Source organism: Bradyrhizobium sp. BRP22 (assembly GCF_020194175.1).
Lineage (GTDB): Bacteria > Pseudomonadota > Alphaproteobacteria > Rhizobiales > Xanthobacteraceae > Bradyrhizobium.
In genome coordinates this window covers 25,121-43,882 of the sequence record NZ_JADYVX010000014.1, presented here as the reverse complement: position 1 = coordinate 43,882, position 18,762 = coordinate 25,121, and the positions used below count along the sequence as shown (strand labels likewise).

Sequence of the window (18,762 nt, the reverse complement as noted above, 5' to 3'; positions counted from 1 at the left end):
TATGCTTGATGCGCGCGTCTTACCTGTTCACCAGCGAGTCGGTCTCGGAGGGACATCCCGACAAGGTCTGCGACCGCATTTCCGATGAGATCGTTGACCTGTTCTACCGGGAAGGGCCGAAAGCCGGCATCGACCCCTGGCAGATCCGCGCCGCCTGCGAAACGCTTGCCACCACCAACAAGGTCGTGATCGCCGGCGAAACCCGCGGGCCCACATCGGTGACCAACGAGCAGATCGAAAGCACCGTTCGCGAAGCGATCAAGGATATCGGCTACGAGCAGGAAGGCTTCCACTGGAAGACCTGCGACATCGAGATCCTGCTGCATCCGCAGTCGGCCGACATCGCGCAAGGCGTCGATGGGCAGCAGCCGGGCGAAGCCAAGGAAGAGGGGGCGGGCGACCAGGGCATCATGTTCGGTTACGCCACCAATGAGACGCCGGACCTGATGCCGGCGCCGATCTTCTACGCCCACAAGATCCTGCGGCTGATTTCCGAAGCGCGCCATTCCGGTCGCGAGAAGGTGCTTGGGCCGGACTCGAAGAGCCAGGTCACCGTGCAGTACGAGAACGGCAAGCCGGTCGGCGTCCGCGAGATCGTGGTCTCGCACCAGCATCTGGTCGAGGACCTCTCCTCCAATCAGGTGCGCGACATCGTCGAGCCCTATGTGCGCGAGGCGCTGCCGAAGGACTGGATCAACGGCAAGACCATTTGGCACATCAACCCGACCGGCAAGTTCTTCATCGGCGGCCCCGACGGCGACTCCGGTCTCACCGGCCGCAAGATCATCGTCGACACCTATGGTGGGGCGGCCCCGCATGGCGGCGGCGCCTTCTCCGGCAAGGATCCGACCAAGGTCGATCGCTCGGCCGCCTATGCCGCGCGCTATGTGGCCAAGAACATCGTCGCTGCCGGCCTCGCCGAGCGCTGCACGCTGCAGCTCGCTTACGCGATCGGCGTGGCGCGGCCGCTGTCGATCTATATCGACACCCACGGCACCGGTAAGGTGCCGGAGGACAAGCTCGAGAAGGCGGTGGCGCAGGCGATGGACCTGACGCCGCGCGGCATCCGCACCCATCTCGACCTCAACCGTCCGATTTATGCGCGGACCTCGGCCTACGGTCATTTCGGCCGCACGCCCGACAATGAGGGCGGCTTCTCCTGGGAGAAGACCGATCTGGTCGAACCGCTCAAGCGCGCGGTCTGATTTGCTCCGCAATTGGTATCTGTAACCGTGTCGCGTATTCCGGAAAGCTGAGATCGCTTTTCGGAATACGCTTTTTAAGGGATCAACCGCATGAACGCCCCGACGAAGCCCGGCTTCACCGACTACATCGTCAAGGACATCTCGCTCGCCGACTTCGGCCGCAAGGAAATCTCGCTCGCAGAAACCGAGATGCCCGGGTTGATGGCGACGCGTGAGGAGTTCGGCCCCAAGCAGCCGCTGAAGGGCGCGCGTATCGCCGGCTCCCTGCACATGACGATCCAGACCGCGGTCCTGATCGAGACGCTGGCCGCGCTCGGCGCCGACATCCGCTGGGTCTCCTGCAACATCTATTCGACCCAGGACCACGCGGCGGCGGCGATCGCGGCGGCCGGCATTCCGGTGTTCGCGGTGAAGGGCGAGACGCTCACCGACTACTGGGACTACACCGCCAAGCTGTTCGACTGGCATGGCGGCGGCACGCCCAACATGATTCTCGATGACGGCGGCGATGCCACCATGCTGGTGCATGCCGGCTACCGCGCCGAGCAGGGCGATACTGCGTTCCTCGACAAGCCCGGCTCGGAGGAAGAGGAAATCTTCTACGCGCTGATCAAGCGGCTCCTGAAGGAGAAGCCGAAGGGCTGGTTCGCCGAGATCGCCAAGAACATCAAGGGCGTCTCGGAAGAGACCACCACCGGCGTGCATCGCCTCTATGAAATGGCGAACAAGGGCACGCTGCTGTTTCCGGCGATCAACGTCAACGACAGCGTCACCAAGTCGAAATTCGACAACCTCTATGGCTGCCGTGAGTCGCTGGTCGACGGCATCCGCCGCGGCACTGACGTGATGCTGTCGGGCAAGGTCGCGATGGTGGCGGGCTTCGGCGACGTCGGCAAGGGCTCGGCCGCGTCGCTGCGCCAGGCCGGCTGCCGCGTCATGGTCTCCGAGGTCGACCCGATCTGCGCGCTGCAGGCGGCGATGGAGGGCTATGAGGTCGTGACCATGGAAGATGCCGCGCCGCGCGCCGACATCTTCGTCACCGCCACCGGCAACAAGGACATCATCACCATCGAGCACATGCGCGCGATGAAGGATCGCGCCATCGTCTGCAACATCGGCCACTTCGACAATGAGATCCAGATCGCACATCTGCGCAATCTGAAATGGACCAACATCAAGCCGCAGGTCGACGAGATCGAATTCCCGGACAAGCATCGCATCATCCTGCTGTCGGAAGGCCGCCTGGTGAACCTCGGCAACGCCATGGGCCATCCGTCTTTCGTGATGTCGGCCTCCTTCACCAACCAGACGCTGGCGCAGATCGAGCTGTTCGCCAACAACAAGGACGGCAAGTACGAGAAGAAGGTCTACGTGCTGCCGAAGACGCTGGACGAGAAGGTCGCCCGCCTGCACCTCGCCAAGATCGGGGTCAAGCTGACCGAGCTGCGCAAGGACCAGGCCGACTATATCGGCGTCAAGCCGGAAGGCCCATACAAGTCGGATCACTACCGCTACTGATCCGCTGGTTTCCCGAGCAACAGATCGAAAGGCCCCGGCGCAATCCGGGGCCTTTTTCTTTGCCGGCACCAAGGGAAGGGAGTTGCAAATCGACGGGCGCCTGCCCGATACTTCGGCAGGGAGAACGCCATGACCGAGGCATTGGAGCATTTCGATGTCCTGATCGTCGGCGCCGGGCTGTCCGGCATCGGCGCGGGCTATCACCTGCAGCAGAAACGCCCGGCCAAGAGCTACATCATCCTCGAGGGCCGCGACTGCATCGGCGGCACCTGGGACCTCTTCCGCTATCCCGGCATCCGCTCCGACAGCGACATGTACACGCTGGGCTATTCGTTCCGTCCGTGGACCGAGCCGAAGGCGATCGCAGACGGTCCGCGCATCCTGAACTATGTGCGCGAGACCGCGGCACAGAACGGCATCGACCGCAAGATCCGCTTCAACCATCGCGTCAAGCGCGTCGCATGGTCGTCCGACGAGGCGCGCTGGACGGTCGAAGCGGAGCGTAAGGCGCGCGAGGGCGCGGCCGAAATCGTGCGCTTCAGTTGCAATTTCCTCTTCATGTGCTCGGGCTATTACAAATACGAGGAAGGCTACACGCCGGAATTCGCAGGCACTGCCGACTTCGAGGGCCAGATCGTGCATCCGCAGAAATGGCCTGAAGACCTCGACTATGCCGGCAAGCGCGTCGTCGTGATCGGCTCGGGGGCGACAGCGGTGACGCTGGTGCCGGAGCTGGCGAAGACCGCGGCGCATGTCACCATGCTGCAGCGCTCGCCGACTTACGTTGTGGCGCGCCCGGCGGAGGATGCGCTCGCCAACAAGCTCCGGCGCAATCTCTCGGCGAAGCTCGCCTATCATCTGATCCGCTGGCGCAACGTGCTGTTCGGCATGTATTTCTTCCAGCTCTGCCGCCGCAAGCCGGAGCGCGCCAAAGAGCTGATCCTCGGCGGCATCAAGATGGCGCTCGGTCCGGACTACGACATCGGCACGCATTTCACGCCGCGCTATAATCCCTGGGAGCAGCGGCTCTGCCTGGTGCCCGACGGCGACCTGTTCAGATCGATCCGCGAGCAGCGCGCCTCCGTCGTCACCAACCAGATCGATAGCTTCACCAAACGCGGCATTCGCCTGAAGGACGGCAGCGAGCTTCCGGCCGACATCATCATCACCGCCACCGGCCTGATCCTGCAGGTGCTCGGCGGCGTCGAGGTCAGCGTCGACGGCCGCAAGGTCGATTTCGCGACGACGCTGAGCTACAAGGGGATGATGTATTCGGACGTGCCGAACCTCGCCGCCGCGCTCGGCTACACCAACGCCTCCTGGACGCTGAAATGCGACCTCACCTGCGAATACGTCTGCCGTCTGATCAATCACATGGACCGGCACGGCTTCAGGCAATGCGTGGCGCATAACCTCGATCCCTCGATCGAAGCGCTGCCGGCGCTCGACTTCTCGTCCGGCTATGTCCAGCGCTCGATCGCAAAACTGCCGAAGCAGGGTTCGAAGCGGCCGTGGCGGCTGTACCAGAACTATGCGCTCGACATCGTCTCCCTGCGCTATGGCAAGGTGGATGACGGCGTGATGCAGTATTCGTGACGATCCTCGCTGTTCTCGCGAAACCTGCGCCTCGGCACCCCATGAGTGGTTTTGCGTATTCGGGCTTCGTTCCGAATCAGCCATTCTGCCGCGACGGTTAACGCCGGATTAACCGAGACGCCCTACGCTGCACGGCCTGTGGCTGCTGATAGCAAGAGGAAGCCCATGGACGCCCAGCGAATTGCCGTCGATGCCCTGGTGGCGCTGACCGATTGCGACCGCGACGCCGCCGTTGCCTTCATTCGCCGCCTCTACCTCTCCGGCATCAAGGACCCCAAGCGCCTGACCTTCAAGGGCCTGCAGGCAATGCGCGCCTGAGGGCGGCGCCGTAGGAAGGGTAGAGCGCAGCGAAACCCATCGCGATGGAGCAAGCCGCGCGAATGATGGGTTTCGCTGCGCTCTACCCGTCCTACGATTGTCGCAAGGCCCAGACGATGTCGTCCCGGGTCCCGGCTAGGCCAAGGCTTCGCCGCGGCGCGGCAAGGCCGGGACGACTGGGGAGATACTGATTCAATTGTCAAACAGCTTCTCCGTTGTCATCGTCCGGCTTGACCGGACGATCCAGTATTCCAGAGACGTCAGTGCCTATGCTCAGACGCCGCGGGTTACTGGATGCCCGCCTTCGCGGGCATGACGGGAGAGTGAGGATATGAGTTCGCGTTCTCGCGGCGCATGGCGTCCGAGGTTTGCGTACCTTTCCACCCTCCCATCATACAGAGGGCGCAGGGAAAGCCGGGTGCCGGTCGCACCCGTGGGCCCCGTGCAACAAAAAGCACGGGGGTAGGACCACAGGTCAACCGAAGCAGCTCCGGCTTCCCTGCGCGATGGTTTACGGCTTACTTCGTGCTCTCCCCGGTGACCGGGCTTTCTTGCCACCGTCGCCCGCAGATTATCTCCGCGAACTTAGCGCCAGCGTCGGGGCGCCAGAACCACACGACTTCGCCGTCCGCTGACGTCACGCTCGTCAGTCGTGATGTCAGCGTCCACCGCATCTCACCGCAACGTTCGTGACGATCGCGACCCGCCCCTCAATCGGATGAGATGCGCGGATTAATAACGCTGATTTGCCCGACGCGTGAAGGGGAAAATTTTGGTGAAGAGGGGCTGGACGCCGCGGTTCATATTGGAATTGCTGAAGAATTTCTGTTCTGCGAGCAGGCCCGCTCGATCCAGGACGCAGCCTCCAGGATTTGCTTGAAGACTCGGTTGCGCTATATCACGCTACGACATTGCACGAACATTGCACGTGGTCTGCGCCGCGGCAGGTACTGACATGCTGAAAACACTATTCGCACCGCAGCTGGTAATCCTCTACATCCTGGCAGCATCGACGATCTATGTGCACTTCCGCGGCCGCGAGCGACTGCGGTTCGCCCGCCAGCTCGGCGATCACTCGACCTATCTCGCCCCCTACAACGTCTTGATGTACGCCGGGTCGGCTGTTCCGAATACGCCGGTGATTCCGGTCGAGAAATTTCCGGAGCTCGCCAAGCTCAGCGAGAATTGGGAGACGATCCGAGACGAGGCGGTGCGGCTGTTCGACGAGGGCTTTATCCGCGCTGCCGCGAAGAACAACGACTGGGGCTTCTATTCCTTCTTCAAGAGCGGCTGGAAGCGCTTTTACCTGAAGTGGTACGACGACTTCCTCCCGTCGGCGCGCACGCTGTGCCCGAAGACGGTGGAGCTGCTCAATTCGATTCCATCGGTGCACGGGGCGATGTTTGCGATGCTGCCGCCCGGCGGCAAGCTCGGCGCGCATCGCGATCCCTTTGCGGGCTCGCTGCGCTATCACCTCGGGCTGGTGACGCCGAATTCGAACAAGTGCCGCATCCTGGTCGACGGCGTCGAATGCGTCTGGCGCGACGGCGAGGCCTTCATGTTCGACGAGACCTTCATCCACCACGCCGAGAATGCGACCGACGTCAACCGCATCATCCTGTTCTGCGACGTCGAGCGCCCGATGAAGTACGGCGTCACGACCGCGGTCAACCGCTGGGTGAGCCATCACATCGTCAAGGCCTCCGCCACGCAGAACGTGGACGGCGAGCATGTCGGCGTGCTCAACAAGGTGTTCGGCAAGCTCTACGAAATTCACCTCGCGAGCCGCAAGGTGAAGGAGTGGAATCGGAACGTCTACTACACGCTGAAATATTCGCTGACGGTCTTGATCCTCGGCCTCATCGTCGCGTCGGCACTCAGGTGAGTGCGCGGTAGTCCAAGTGAAGTCCGGGTGAAGCGCCAGCGTAGCACGGGGCCGCTCTCGATGGCGGGTCAGAAGTCCCGGGTTACGCTGCGCTCGACCCGGGCCACGCAGCTACAACTCGCGCCTGTGGTTATGGGTCCCGGCTCCCGGCTACGCCAAGGCTTCGCCGCGGCGCGGCAAGGCCGGGACGACGGCAGTGATTGTGGCGCGCCAACCTACTCCGGCTGGCCGATGTTGACCTTCAGCGTGCCGACGCCGTCAACGCCGCATTCGATCTTGTCGCCGGGGTGAAGCTGAGAGACGCCGGCCGGCGTTCCCGTCAGGATGAGGTCGCCGGCGGCGAGCTTCACCTGCTGCGAGAGCTGCCAGATGATCTCGGGCACGTTCCAGATCAGTTCGGTGAGATCGCCCTTCTGGGTTTCCTTGCCGTTGACGGTGAGCCAGATCTTGCCTTTTGTCGGATGACCGATCTTTGCGGCCGGCTGCAGCGCGGAGCAGGGCGCGGAATAGTCGAAGGACTTTCCGATCTCCCAGGGACGCTCCTTCTTGCGCGAGGCGATCTGCAGATCGCGCCGGGTGAGGTCGATGCCGACGGCATAGCCATAGACATGGTCGAGCGCCTTGTCGGCGGGAATGTTGAGGCCGCCGCTCTTCATTGCGACCACCAGTTCGACCTCATGATGCAGGTCGTTGGTCAGCGGCGGGTAGGGGATGGTGGCGCCGTCAGGCACCAGCATGTCGGCGTGCTTGGCGAAGAAGAACGGCGGCGCGCGCTCGTCATTGCCCATCTCTCTGATGTGCTCGAGATAGTTGCGCCCGACGCACCAGATGCGGCGGACGGGGTAGAGTTTCGTCTCGCCGACCACGGGGAGCGAGGCCTGCGGTGGGGCGGGGATGACGTAATCTGTGGCGGTCATGAAGCGCTCTCGTTGTTGAAGTGAGTGGTTATGACGTCAATTGGCGCGAGGATACTTCAGCTCCCCCGCTTGCGGGAGCTGCGCGCAGCGCGGCGGGTGAGGGCTTTCTCCCCACGGAAAGTCCCATCGTGGAGACACCCTCACCCCGGCTCTCTCCCGCAAGCGGGAGAGGGGGCGCAGCTCGGTCCTGGCGCGCTATGCGATTCAATCTCATGCCCTAGCCAGTCGCGCTGATCGGAGCCAGCGTGAGCGGGCGGGTGTCGTGATGCTGGAGGCGGAAGAAGGAGGCGTAGCGGCCGCCGCGGCGGAGCAGGTCGTCGTGACGGCCGCGCTCGACGATCGCACCGCCTTCGACCACCAGGATCGCATCCGCATGCATGATGGTGTGCAGCCGATGCGCGATCACGATGGTGGTGCGGTTCCGGCAGAGATGCTCGATCGCTTCCTGCACCTGCTTTTCGGATTCCGAATCGAGCGCGGCGGTCGCTTCATCAAGCAGGATGATCGGCGCGTTCTTGATCAGCGCGCGCGCCACCGCGATGCGCTGGCGCTGGCCGCCGGAGAGTTGCGTGCCGAGTTCGCCGACCGGCGTGTCGTAGCCGAGCGGGAAGCCGCTGATGAAGTCATGCGCGCAAGCCGCCTTGGCCGCCTCCACGATCTCCTCCTCGGTCGCGCCCGGCTTGCCGAAGGCGATGTTGTTGCGGATGGTGTCGCGGAACAGATAGACATCCTGGCCGACATAGGCGGTCTGCTGGCGCAGCGAGCGCCGCGATACCGAAGCGATCGATTGGCCGTCGATCAGGATGTCGCCCTCGCTCGCCTCATAGAAGCGAAGCAGCAGCGCCAGCACGGTTGACTTGCCGCCGCCGGAGGGGCCGACCAGCGCGGTGACCTTGCCGGGCTCGGCGACGAAGCTCATGTGATCGAGCACCGGCTCACTGGGGCGATAGGCAAAGCCGACATCGCGCAGTTCGATCCGCGCCTCGGTCAATTTCAGCGCAGGCTTATCGTCGTCGGAGCGTTCGCTTGCGGGGCTGTCGACGACTTCGAGCAGCATCCGCGCGCCGACCAACTGGCTGTTGAGATCGATGTTGAGCCGCGACAGGCGCTTGGCGGGCTCGGTCGCCATCAGGAAGGCGGTCATGAAGGAGAAGAACGCGCCGGGAGTCGCGTTGAGCGCGACCACGCTGTAGCCGCCATAGAGCAGGCAGCCGGCCACCGCGAAGCCGCCGAGCATCTCCATCAGCGGATTCGAGCGGTTGGCGACCCGCGCCATCTTGTTGGCGTTGCGCTCGACGGCGGTGATGTTCTCGTCGATGCGCTGCTTCATCGCCTCTTCCAGCGTGAACGCCTTCACGGTGCGGATGCCCTGCAGCGATTCCTGCATAGTCTCCAGGATGTCGGCGGTGCCGGTGAACTGGTTGTAGGCGAGGCCCTTGATGCGCTTCACCAGCTTGCGCAGGATCAGCATCGCCGGCGGCACCACCACAAGACCGATGAACGACAGGATCGGATCCTGAAACACCATCACGGCAATCATGGCGATCAGCATCAGGAAATCGCGCCCGATGGCGTTGATCAGCATGTTCAGGACGTCGGTGATGGATTTTGCGCCGGCGGTCAGCCGCGCCAGGAACTCCGACGAATGCCGTTCGGAGAAGAAGCCGATGCTCTCGCTCATCAGCTTGGCGAACAATTGCCGCTGGTTGTCGGCGAGAATGGCATTGCTGATCTTCGACAGGATCACGGTGTGGCCGTAGGTCGCCAGGCCCTTGATGAACAAGAGAACGACCGTGACACCGGAGAGCCTGGCGATGCCGGCAATGTCCTTGTCGATATAGGCCTGGTTGATCACCTGGCCGAGGATGTAGGCCGCGCCGGCCGTAGCGGCCGCCGAAATCCCCATCAGTGCGAACGCCTGCAGATAATTGCGCCAATGGGTGAGCCCTTGCTCGGCGATCAGGCGGCGAATCAGGACCGCCGCCCCATAGGGGTCGTCGGTTAGCTTTCTTGGAGGCTCGGTCATCCGCGTTCCCTTGACGCCGCGTTGTTCGGAAGCGGACGCGCGTCAGCGTCAGGCTGATGACTCCTTGCCTGTGAAAGCGTGTTTTTTCAAGCCAATTTCAAGTCAAATAACGGCTTGATTTTCAGGCCGATTCCGCCTGCTGCAGCGGACCGCCGCGTTCCAGGAACAGCTTCTGCTCCCAGGCCAGCGCATGCGCCGCGATGGTTTCGAGATCGTCGTATTTCGGCGTCCAGTCGAGAAGCGCGCGGATGCGGCTGGTGTCGGCGACCATGGTCATGATGTCGCCGGGGCGGCGCGGCGCATAGGACACGGCGAAGTTGCGCATGGAGACGCGGCGTACCGCCTCGAGCGTCTCCAGCACCGAATAGCCGCGGCCATAGCCGCAATTCAGCGTGACGGAACCGCCGCCGGCGCGCAGATAAGACAGCGCAGCCCGGTGCGCCTCGACGAGATCGGTGACATGGACGAAGTCGCGGATGCAGCTGCCGTCCGGTGTCGGATAGTCGCCGCCGAACACATCGACCTTGGCGCGCTGGCCGGTGGCGGCCTCGACCGCGATCTTGAGCAGGTGCGTTGCGCCGATGGTGGAAAGCCCGATACGGCCAAGCGGGTCGGCGCCGGCGACGTTGAAATAGCGCAGCACGACGTAGTTCATGCCGTGCGCGGTGGCCACGTCATGCAGCATGATTTCGGTCATCAGCTTCGACATGCCATAGGGCGACAGCGGCCGCGTCGGGGCGGTCTCCGGCACCGGCACCTCTTCGGGATCGCCGTAGACGGCGGCGGTGGAAGAGAAGATGAAGCGGCTGACGCCCGACTTGACCGCCGCGTTCAACAGGCTCTGCGTGGTCATGGTGTTGTTGCGGTAGTAGCCGAGCGGATCGCGCATCGATTCCGGCACCACCACCGAGCCGGCGAAATGGATGATGCTGTCGACGCCATGCTGGGCGATCACGCCCTCGACGAGATTTTCGTCGCCGGCATCGCCGATGAACAGTGGCACGCCTTCGGGCAGGAGGGCGGAGAAGCCGGTAGAGAGATTGTCGACAACGACGACGCTTTCGCCTGCATCGACGAGCGCGCGCACCATGTGACTTCCGATATAACCGGCGCCGCCGGTGACGAGCACGGTCATGACTTCACCTCTCCCTGTTATTTTCGCGGGATGTTAGCGGGGTTGCGATGAAGAGGGGGTTTCGTGGCCTCAGAACTGGCCCCTATGCTTAATGTTGCGTATAGGAACTCCCGCAAAGGGAGCCCAATGGGAGCCCAAAGGGAGCCACTGTGCCGATCGAGAGCAATCTGTCCGCTGACCTGCAGCTGATCGTGCCGAATCTGCACAGGCGCTATTCGGGCGTGACCGCGACCAACCGCATGGTCGCACCGAAGCTTGCAAGGATGTTCCGCGCGGCCTGGCTCGGCCCGCACGCGCCCGAGGGCATCACGCGCATGGGTTTCGTCGATCTCTTGAAACTGTGGCGCCGCCGCACGCCGCTGATCTGGCACGCGCGGCGCAATGACGAGATGATCGCGGGCGTGACGTTGCGTGCGCTCGGCTGGCCCTTGAAGCTGGTGTTCACATCGGCCGCGCAGCGGCATCACACCTGGCTGACGCGCTGGCTGATCCGGCAGATGGATGCGGTGATCGCGACGAGCGCATTGTCTGCATCCTTTCTCAAGCGTGAGGCGACGGTCGTGATGCACGGCGTCGATACCGAGCGCTACGCGCCGCCGGCTGATCGCGCGGCGGCGTTCGCCGAGAGCGGTCTGCCCGGGCGTTACGCGATCGGCTGCTTCGGCCGCGTGCGAGCGCAGAAGGGCAGCGACGTCTTCGTCGAGGCGATGTGCCGGCTGTTGCCGCGCCATCCGGATTTTTCCGCCGTGCTTGTCGGCGCTGTCGTGCCGGAGCAGCAGGGGTTCGCCAAGGGGCTGAAGCAGCGGATCGAGGCTGCGGGGCTGATGTCACGCATCAGGATCACCGGTGAAGTCCCGATCGATGAGGTCGAGCGCTGGTATCAACGATTGACCATTTACGCCTTCACCTCGCGTAACGAGGGCTTTGGACTGACGCTGATCGAGGCGATGTCGTCGGGCGCGGCGCTGGTGGCGGCGCGCGCCGGCGCGGCCGAATTCGTGGTCGAGGATGGCGTCACCGGCGTGCTGGTGCCGCCGGGGGACGTCGATGCACTCTGTGCGGCGCTCGAGCCGTTGATGCGCGATCCCGCGATGGCGACCGCAATGGGTGAGCGCGCGCGGGCGCGCGTGGTGGAGAAATTCAGTCTCGACGCGGAAGCGAACGGGATCGCCGCGGTTTATCGCGCGCTCGCCTGAGCCAGCACGCGCTCGGCGATGTCGGCGACGTCGGTGGCCGGAATATCGCGCATGCAGCGGTGGTCGTTCATGGTGCAGACCGGGCGATGGCAGGGCTGGCACGGCACCTGCGTCTTGGTCACCACGGTGGCAGCCAGGCCGTTGAGGGGAGCCCAGTGGTAGGGACTGGTGGGGCCGAAAATCCCCATCGTCGGCGTGCCCAGCGCAGCCGCGACATGCATCAGGCCCGAATCGTTGGAGATCGCGACGCTCGCTGCGGCCATCGCCAGGATGCCGTTGCGCAGATCGGTGCCGGTCAGATCGCGGACCTTGGCGCCGCCGGCCGTGACGATCTCCGCAGCCAGCGCCTTCTCGCCGGGGCCGCCGACCACCCAGACATCAAAGCCGCGCGCCGCGAGCAGCCGTGCCGCCTCGCCGTAATAGGTCCAGCGCTTGCCGGAGCCGACCGAGCCGGGCGCCAACGCGATCGCGGGGCCACTGCCCAATCCGTTGGCTTGCCGCCACCGCTCGGTTTCCTCGGCGGGAACTCGTAATTGCGGCACCGGCCATTCGGGCGGGAATCGCGCGCCCACGGGTAAGGCAAGCGCCGACATCTGGTCGACCATGCGCGCCAGCTTCTTCTCGCCCCAGCGCACCCGGTTGATGAGGCCGAACCTCGCCTCGCCGAAAAAGCCGACCCGCTCCGGAATGCCTGCGAGCGTCGGTGCGATCGCCGATTTCCAGGTGCGGAGCATGACCAGGGCGGTCCGATAGCCGCGGGCGCGAAGTTCCCTAGCCAGGCCGAACTGTTTCGCCACGGCCAGCCGGCCGCGCGGCAAGTCCCAGACGATCTTGCCGCGGACGCCGGGCATGTAGTCGACCAGCGGCGCGCAGAGCGAGGTCGTCAGCATGTCGACCGGCCGGTTTGGCCAGCGCTGCTTCAGGACCCGCACGACGGTATGGCCGCGCACGAAATCGCCGATCCACATATAGGGGATGATCAGGATCGGGCGGGTGTCGCCGGCGTCCTCGACTTCAATGCCTTCTACTGAATCGTTATTCATATCTTAATGGACAGGAAACCCTGACGATTGCGGCTCCGTCGGTAGCCGCTCTCCCGCCGGAGGTAAAGTCAGCGGCATTTCATCCACTGAGTAAGTTGCCTGCGCCGCGGGACTGGGGCAAAGCTGGCCCGCACAAATCAGGGCAGGGATCGGCATGTTGCTGGTGACCGGCGGAGCCGGTTTTATCGGGTCGAATGTCGTGGCCGCGTTGAATGACGCCGGCCGCACGGACGTCGTCGTCTGCGACGTGCTCGGCCACGACGGCAAATGGCGTAATCTCGCAAAGCGCCAGCTTGCCGATTTCGTGCCTCCCGCGGAACTGTCGGCGTGGCTGTCGGGCCGGCGGCTCGATGCGGTGATCCATCTCGGGGCGATCTCCGAGACCACGGCGACCGATGGCGATCTCGTGATCGAGACCAACTTCCGCCTGTCGCTGCGGTTGCTCGACTGGTGCGCGGCGAGTGCGACGCCGTTGATCTATGCGTCCTCGGCCGCGACCTATGGCGACGGCGAAGCGGGATTTCGCGACCAGCAGACGGTCGAGGCGCTGAAGAAGCTGCGGCCGATGAATCTCTACGGCTGGAGCAAGCACCTGTTCGATCTCGTCGTTGCCGACCGGGTGGTGCGCGGCGAGAAGCTGCCGCCGCAATGGGCGGGCCTGAAATTCTTCAACGTGTTCGGGCCGAACGAATACCACAAGGGCACGATGATGAGCGTGCTGGCGCGGCGCTTCGACGACATCAAGGCGGGCCGGCCGGTGCAATTGTTCAAGTCGCACCGCGACGGCATTGCCGACGGCGACCAACGGCGCGACTTCATCTATGTCGACGATACCGTGCGGGTGATGATGTGGCTGCTCGCGACGCCTTCGGTCAGCGGGCTGTTCAATGTCGGAACCGGCACCGCGCGCAGTTTCAAGGACCTGATGCTGTCGGCCTATGCCGCGCTCGGACTAAAGCCGAACATCGAGTACGTCGATATGCCCCAGCAGATCCGGGGCAGCTATCAATATTTCACGGAAGCCGATGTCGATCGCTTGCAGCGCGCGGGCTATAACGGCGGTTTCACGCGGCTCGAGGACGCCGTCGAGACTTACGTGAACGGCTTCCTCGATCGTCCCGACCGCTATCGCTGATCGGGCTAGGAGAGAGATGTTCGATTTTTCGACCCTGTCGCAGGCGCTTTCCCGGCAGACCGTGCTCTGCGTCGGCGATCTCATGCTGGACGAGTTCGTCTATGGCGAAGTGTCGCGGATTTCGCCGGAGGCGCCGGCACCGGTGATTGCGGTCCAGCGCAGCGAGACCAATATCGGCGGCGCCGGCAATGTTGCCCGCAACATCGCTTCGCTCGGTGGCCGCTGCGTTTTTGTCGGCCTCATCGGCGACGACGAGACCGGCGCGAAGCTGAAGGGCGCGCTGGCGGCGGAGAGCGGCATCGAAAGCCGGCTGGTGTGCGACCGCGCGCGCCCGACGACGCGGAAGGTGCGCTTCGTCTCCGAGCATTTTTCCACCCACATGCTGCGCGCCGACTGGGAGCAGGCGCAGCCGGCCTCAGGCGAGATCGAGCAGCAATTGATCGACACCATTGTTCCGGAGCTTGCTCGCGCCGACATCGTGCTGCTGTCGGACTATGCCAAGGGCGTGCTGACTGCGCGCGTCATCCGCAACACTATCGACGCCGCGCGAAAACTCGGCAAGCGCGTGATCGTCGATCCCAAGAGCCTCAATCTGGCGATCTATCGCGGCGCGACGCTGCTCACCCCCAACCGCAAGGAATTCGCCGAGGCGACGCGGAGCCGCGCCGATTCGCCCGATGCGATCGCCGAGGCAGCCGAGGATGCGATGCGGCTTGCCGATTGCGAGGCGATGCTGGTGACACAGGGCGAGCACGGCATGACGCTGGTGGTGCGCGACGGCGAAACCGTCCATGTGCCGGCCTTGCCGGTGAAGGTCCGCGACGTCTCCGGCGCCGGCGACACGGTTGCGGCGGCGCTCGCGCTGTCGCTTGCCGCAAAGGCTGACTGGGAGACGGCGTTGCGGGTGGCGAGTGCTGCGGCCGCCGTCGCCGTCGGCAAGACCGGCACCGCGACGGTGGCGCCGGCCGAACTCAGGCGCAAGATCCTGCCGGAGGCCTCACTGGCGGCGGAAGAAAAGATCGTCGCGGCCGGCGGCGATCTCGGCGCCCAGCTCAGCGAATGGCGGCGGCAGGGTCTGCGCGTCGGGTTTACCAATGGCTGTTTCGACATCCTGCATCCCGGCCACGTCAAGGTCCTGACGGCGGCGCGCGGCGCCTGCGACCGGCTGATCGTCGGGCTCAACAGCGACGCATCCGTCAAGCGGCTGAAAGGGCAGGGGCGGCCTGTGCAGGACGAGCGCGCGCGCGCCGAAGTGCTGGCGGCGCTGGAGGCGGTCGACCTCGTCGCCATTTTCGAGGAGGACACGCCGATCAACCTGATCACGGCGATCAAGCCGAGCGTGCTGGTCAAGGGCGGCGACTATACCCGCGAGCAGGTGGTCGGCCATGAGATCGTCGAGGCCCATGGCGGCGAGGTGCTGCTGGTCGACATCCTGCCCGGCTTCAGCACGACGTCGCTGGTCGCCCGCGCCCGCGGAGGCAAGGCGTGAGCACCGCGGCCGGCGTTTCAACGGCCGGCGAAGCGCTGCCGGCCTGGCGCAACCCGGCCGCCTGGGCCAAGGCCGCCGACATCGTCGCCGTGCTGATCGCGCTGTCGCTGCCATGGTCGACCTCGCTGGTCGGCATCTTTGGCGCGCTGTTCGTGCTCGTGGTCGCGCCGACGCTCGATCTGAAGTCTTTCCTGCAATCGCTGCAGCGGCCGATCGCGGCGCTGCCGATCGCGCTGTTCGTGCTCGCGGTCGTCGGCATGCTGTGGTCGGACGCGGCCTGGGGCGCGCGCACCTATGCCGTGAGCCCGACGGCCAAGCTCCTGGTGCTGCCGCTCCTGCTCTATCATTTCGAGCGTTCGACGCGCGGCATGTGGGTGTTCGTCGCCTTCCTGATTTCCTGCACGCTGTTGATGGTGATGTCCTGGCTGGTGTTCCTGCAGCCCGGCCTGTCGCTGAAACCGCCTATCGACGCCGAGCGCGGCATCTTCGTGAAGAACTATATCGACCAGAGCCAGGAGTTCACACTCTGCGCGGTGGCGCTGGCCTATCCGATCGTCACCCTCTTGCGTGCGAAAAAATTCGTGCTGGCCGGCGTGCTGGTTGCGATCGCGCTCAGCTTTTTCGTCAACATGGCCTTCGTGATCGTCTCACGGACGGCGCTGGTCACGGTGCCCGTGATGTTTGCGGTGTTTGCGCTCCTGCATCTGCGATGGCGCAGCATCCTGGCCATCGTCGCTGCCGCAATGGTGTTGGCAGGCATCGCCTGGCAGACCTCGCCGCAACTGCGCCGGACCGCGGAGACCTTCAGCAGGGACTATCGGCTCTACAAAGAGGAGAACCGGCCGACCTCGATCGGGCTCCGGCTTGAATACTGGCGCAAATCGCTGGGCTTCTTCGCCGCCGCGCCCTTGATCGGCCACGGTACCGGCTCCACCCGTGGGCTGTTCGAGCAGGTCGCGACCAAGGAGGCCCACACGGCGACCAGCGATGTGATCGGCAATCCGCACAACCAGACATTGAATATAGCCGTGCAGTGGGGCATTGTCGGCGTTGCCATCCTCTATGCCATCTGGTTCTGGCACCTGACACTGTTTCGGGGCGAGGGGCTGGTCGACTGGATCGGGCTTTTGGTGGTCGTGCAGAATATCTTTACCTCATTGTTCAATTCGCACATTTTCGATTTTCACGAGGGCTGGATGTACGTGCTCGGCGTCGGCGTCGCCGGCGGCATGGTGCTGAAGGCGAAATCGGACGGCGCGGCCGCAAAACCGGCGAACCCGGTCTCGCCATGATCTCTGGTATGCGCGCTGCATATGGGCTATCAGCAGCCCCGAACGCTGTTGCAAACTCGTTAGTCCCTGGCCCATCCGTCACATGACGCGTTTCTCGCAATTTACCGCGCGCAATTTCCTGATCGTCACGCACGACGCGCTCGCGACCGCGTTCGCACTCCTGGCGGCGTTTTACCTGCGGTTCGAGGGCGATCTGCTCACCGATCGCCTGCCGCTATTGCTGCGCATCCTGCCCTGGTTCGTCGTCTTCGGCATCGTCGTCTGTTACGTCTTCAATCTCACCACCTCGAAATGGCGTTTCATCTCGCTGCCGGACGCCCTCAACATCCTGCGCGCCTCGGCGGTCCTGACGCTGGCGCTGGTCGTTCTCGACTATGTCTTCATCTTCATCGCGCCGAGCTTCCACGGAACGGTGTTTTTCGGCCGCATCACCATCATCCTGTATTTCTTCCTGCAGGTGTTCTCGCTCGGCGCGCTCCGCTTCGGCTACCGCTATTTCCGCTACTCGCGCACGCGCCATCACGCGCGCACCGAGGACGCGGCGCCGACGCTGCTGGTCGGGCGTGCGGCCGATGCCGAGATCGTGCTGCGCGGGATCGAGAACGGCGCGATCAAGCGGATCTGGCCGGTCGGCGTGCTGTCGCCATCGAATTCCGACCTCGGCCAGCAGATCCGCAACATCCCCGTGCTCGGCGGCGTCGACGATGTCGAAGCCGTGATCCGCGATTTCCAGAGTCGCGAGAAGCCGATCAAGCGCGTCGTGATGACGCCGTCGGCGTTCGAGCCCGAAGCGCATCCCGAATCGGTGCTGATGCGGGCGAGGCGGCTCGGCCTGATGGTCAGCCGCCTGCCGTCGCTCGAGGGCGGCGATGCGCCGCGGCTGACCAATGTCGCGGTCGAGGACCTGCTGCTGCGCCCGAGCGCGACGATCGACTATGCGCGCCTGGAAGGGTTGGTGAAGGGCAAGAGCGTCATCGTCACCGGCGGCGGCGGCTCGATCGGCGCCGAAATCTGCGACCGCGTCGCGACGTTCGGCGCCGCCCGCCTGCTGGTGATCGAGCATTCGGAGCCGGCGCTCTATGCGGTCACCGAGGCGCTCGCCGCGCGCGGCGCCCAGGCGACAGTGGAGGGGCGCATCGCCGATATCCGCGACCGCGAGCGCATCGTGCGGGTGATGCGCGAGTTCAAGCCTGACATCGTGTTCCACGCCGCGGCGCTGAAACACGTGCCGATCCTCGAACGCGACTGGAGCGAGGGCGTCAAGACCAACATCTTCGGATCGGTGAACGTCGCCGACGCCGCGCGCGAAGCCGGCGCCAAGGCGATGGTGATGATCTCCACCGACAAGGCAATCGAGCCGGTCTCGATGCTGGGCCTGACCAAGCGCTTTGCCGAGATGTATTGCCAGGCGCTCGATCACGATCTCGCCGTGCAGTTCGGCGACCGTTCGCACATGCGCCTGATCTCGGTCCGGTTCGGCAATGTGCTGGCCTCGAACGGGTCGGTGGTGCCGAAATTCAAGGCGCAGATCGAGGCGGGCGGCCCGGTCACCGTCACGCACCCCGACATGGTGCGCTATTTCATGACCATCCGCGAAGCCTGCGATCTCGTGCTGACCGCGGCCACGCATGCGCTGACGCCGGCGCGGCCCGACGTCTCGGTCTACGTCCTCGAGATGGGCCAGCCGGTCAAGATCGTCGAGCTTGCCGAGCGGATGATCCGCCTGTCCGGCCTGCAGCCCGGTATCGATGTCGATATTGTCTTCAGCGGAATGCGGCCGGGCGAGCGGCTGAACGAGATCCTGTTCGCGAGCGAGGAGCCGACAGTCGATATCGGGATTGCCGGCATCATGGCGGCCAAGCCGAACGAGCCGCCGATGGCGATGTTGCGTAAGTGGCTCGCCGCGCTGGAAGAGGCGATCGCCACGGACGATCGCGCCACCATTCGCGCCGTGCTGAAAGATGCCGTGCCCGAATTCGGATCGAACGCCGCGTGATCCGGTCTGAT

Annotated in this window: 14 protein-coding genes; 10 read left to right on the top strand and 4 right to left on the bottom strand. The window is 64.4% G+C overall.

The features are described from left to right. The first annotated feature begins 8 nt into the window (after positions 1-8). From metK to I6F35_RS18855, 5 genes are all read left to right on the top strand, one after another. Entirely contained in the window at positions 9-1,205 is a 1,197-nt protein-coding gene (gene metK / locus I6F35_RS18875) for a methionine adenosyltransferase (RefSeq protein WP_225119169.1), read from the top strand. Between the two features lie 90 nt (positions 1,206-1,295). Beyond that, positions 1,296-2,723, top strand: coding sequence for an adenosylhomocysteinase (gene ahcY / locus I6F35_RS18870; protein WP_225119168.1), 1,428 nt, complete (start codon positions 1,296-1,298; stop codon positions 2,721-2,723). 129 nt (positions 2,724-2,852) lie between these two features. Beyond that, a complete protein-coding gene (locus I6F35_RS18865) occupies positions 2,853-4,319 on the top strand; it encodes an NAD(P)/FAD-dependent oxidoreductase (RefSeq protein WP_225119167.1) in 1,467 nt (488 codons plus the stop codon). Between the two features lie 165 nt (positions 4,320-4,484). Beyond that, complete coding sequence (locus I6F35_RS18860; RefSeq protein ID WP_225119166.1) at positions 4,485-4,637, top strand: hypothetical protein; 153 nt, start codon at positions 4,485-4,487, stop codon at positions 4,635-4,637. A 955-nt stretch (positions 4,638-5,592) separates the two neighbouring features. Continuing rightward, complete coding sequence (locus tag I6F35_RS18855) at positions 5,593-6,522, top strand: aspartyl/asparaginyl beta-hydroxylase domain-containing protein (protein ID WP_225119165.1); 930 nt, start codon at positions 5,593-5,595, stop codon at positions 6,520-6,522. A gap of 215 nt (positions 6,523-6,737) precedes the next feature. Here I6F35_RS18855 and I6F35_RS18850 read toward each other — a convergent pair whose 3' ends face one another. The 3 genes from I6F35_RS18850 to galE all read right to left on the bottom strand — a co-directional run bounded on the left by I6F35_RS18850 (position 6,738) and on the right by galE (position 10,600). Then, on the bottom strand, positions 6,738-7,439 hold the full coding sequence (locus tag I6F35_RS18850) for a fumarylacetoacetate hydrolase family protein (RefSeq protein WP_225119164.1): 702 nt from the start codon (positions 7,437-7,439) through the stop codon (positions 6,738-6,740). A 217-nt stretch (positions 7,440-7,656) separates the two neighbouring features. Then, positions 7,657-9,465: an ABC transporter ATP-binding protein gene (locus I6F35_RS18845; protein ID WP_225119163.1), complete on the bottom strand. Its 1,809-nt coding sequence runs from the start codon at positions 9,463-9,465 to the stop codon at positions 7,657-7,659. Between the two features lie 121 nt (positions 9,466-9,586). Continuing rightward, positions 9,587-10,600 (bottom strand): UDP-glucose 4-epimerase GalE, encoded by a 1,014-nt coding sequence (gene galE / locus I6F35_RS18840; RefSeq protein ID WP_225119162.1) that lies wholly within the window; start codon positions 10,598-10,600, stop codon positions 9,587-9,589. A 149-nt stretch (positions 10,601-10,749) separates the two neighbouring features. Here galE and I6F35_RS18835 point away from each other — a divergent pair, with 149 nt between their 5' ends. After that, a complete protein-coding gene (locus tag I6F35_RS18835; protein WP_225119161.1) occupies positions 10,750-11,796 on the top strand; it encodes a glycosyltransferase family 4 protein in 1,047 nt (348 codons plus the stop codon). On the opposite strand, the gene waaF is transcribed toward I6F35_RS18835, so the two are convergent. After that, positions 11,778-12,839 (bottom strand): lipopolysaccharide heptosyltransferase II, encoded by a 1,062-nt coding sequence (gene waaF / locus I6F35_RS18830; protein WP_225119160.1) that lies wholly within the window; start codon positions 12,837-12,839, stop codon positions 11,778-11,780. The two genes, I6F35_RS18835 and waaF, sit on opposite strands and share 19 nt — an antisense overlap. Positions 12,840-12,993: 154 nt before the next feature. On the opposite strand from waaF, the gene rfaD reads away from it, so the two are divergent. The 4 genes from rfaD (at position 12,994) to I6F35_RS18810 (ending at position 18,751) form a co-directional block, all read left to right on the top strand. Next, a complete protein-coding gene (gene rfaD / locus I6F35_RS18825) occupies positions 12,994-13,974 on the top strand; it encodes an ADP-glyceromanno-heptose 6-epimerase (protein ID WP_225119159.1) in 981 nt (326 codons plus the stop codon). A 16-nt stretch (positions 13,975-13,990) separates the two neighbouring features. Next, on the top strand, positions 13,991-15,463 hold the full coding sequence (gene rfaE1, locus I6F35_RS18820) for a D-glycero-beta-D-manno-heptose-7-phosphate kinase (protein ID WP_225119158.1): 1,473 nt from the start codon (positions 13,991-13,993) through the stop codon (positions 15,461-15,463). Beyond that, complete coding sequence (locus I6F35_RS18815; RefSeq protein ID WP_225119157.1) at positions 15,460-16,755, top strand: O-antigen ligase family protein; 1,296 nt, start codon at positions 15,460-15,462, stop codon at positions 16,753-16,755. Before rfaE1 ends, I6F35_RS18815 begins: the two co-directional genes overlap by 4 nt. A gap of 82 nt (positions 16,756-16,837) precedes the next feature. After that, positions 16,838-18,751, top strand: a complete 1,914-nt coding sequence (locus I6F35_RS18810) for a nucleoside-diphosphate sugar epimerase/dehydratase (RefSeq protein WP_225119156.1) — start codon at positions 16,838-16,840, stop codon at positions 18,749-18,751. The last annotated feature ends 11 nt before the right edge of the window (positions 18,752-18,762 follow it).

Coding starts and splice junctions, on each gene's coding strand:
- ahcY (WP_225119168.1), top strand. CDS start 1,296: ATGAACGCCCCGACGAAGCCCGGCTTCACCGACTACATCGTCAAGGAC.
- waaF (WP_225119160.1), bottom strand. CDS start 12,839: ATGAATAACGATTCAGTAGAAGGCATTGAAGTCGAGGACGCCGGCGAC.
- I6F35_RS18850 (WP_225119164.1), bottom strand. CDS start 7,439: ATGACCGCCACAGATTACGTCATCCCCGCCCCACCGCAGGCCTCGCTC.
- metK (WP_225119169.1), top strand. CDS start 9: ATGCGCGCGTCTTACCTGTTCACCAGCGAGTCGGTCTCGGAGGGACAT.
- I6F35_RS18810 (WP_225119156.1), top strand. CDS start 16,838: ATGACGCGTTTCTCGCAATTTACCGCGCGCAATTTCCTGATCGTCACG.
- I6F35_RS18865 (WP_225119167.1), top strand. CDS start 2,853: ATGACCGAGGCATTGGAGCATTTCGATGTCCTGATCGTCGGCGCCGGG.
- I6F35_RS18845 (WP_225119163.1), bottom strand. CDS start 9,465: ATGACCGAGCCTCCAAGAAAGCTAACCGACGACCCCTATGGGGCGGCG.
- rfaD (WP_225119159.1), top strand. CDS start 12,994: ATGTTGCTGGTGACCGGCGGAGCCGGTTTTATCGGGTCGAATGTCGTG.
- galE (WP_225119162.1), bottom strand. CDS start 10,600: ATGACCGTGCTCGTCACCGGCGGCGCCGGTTATATCGGAAGTCACATG.
- I6F35_RS18855 (WP_225119165.1), top strand. CDS start 5,593: ATGCTGAAAACACTATTCGCACCGCAGCTGGTAATCCTCTACATCCTG.
- rfaE1 (WP_225119158.1), top strand. CDS start 13,991: ATGTTCGATTTTTCGACCCTGTCGCAGGCGCTTTCCCGGCAGACCGTG.
- I6F35_RS18860 (WP_225119166.1), top strand. CDS start 4,485: ATGGACGCCCAGCGAATTGCCGTCGATGCCCTGGTGGCGCTGACCGAT.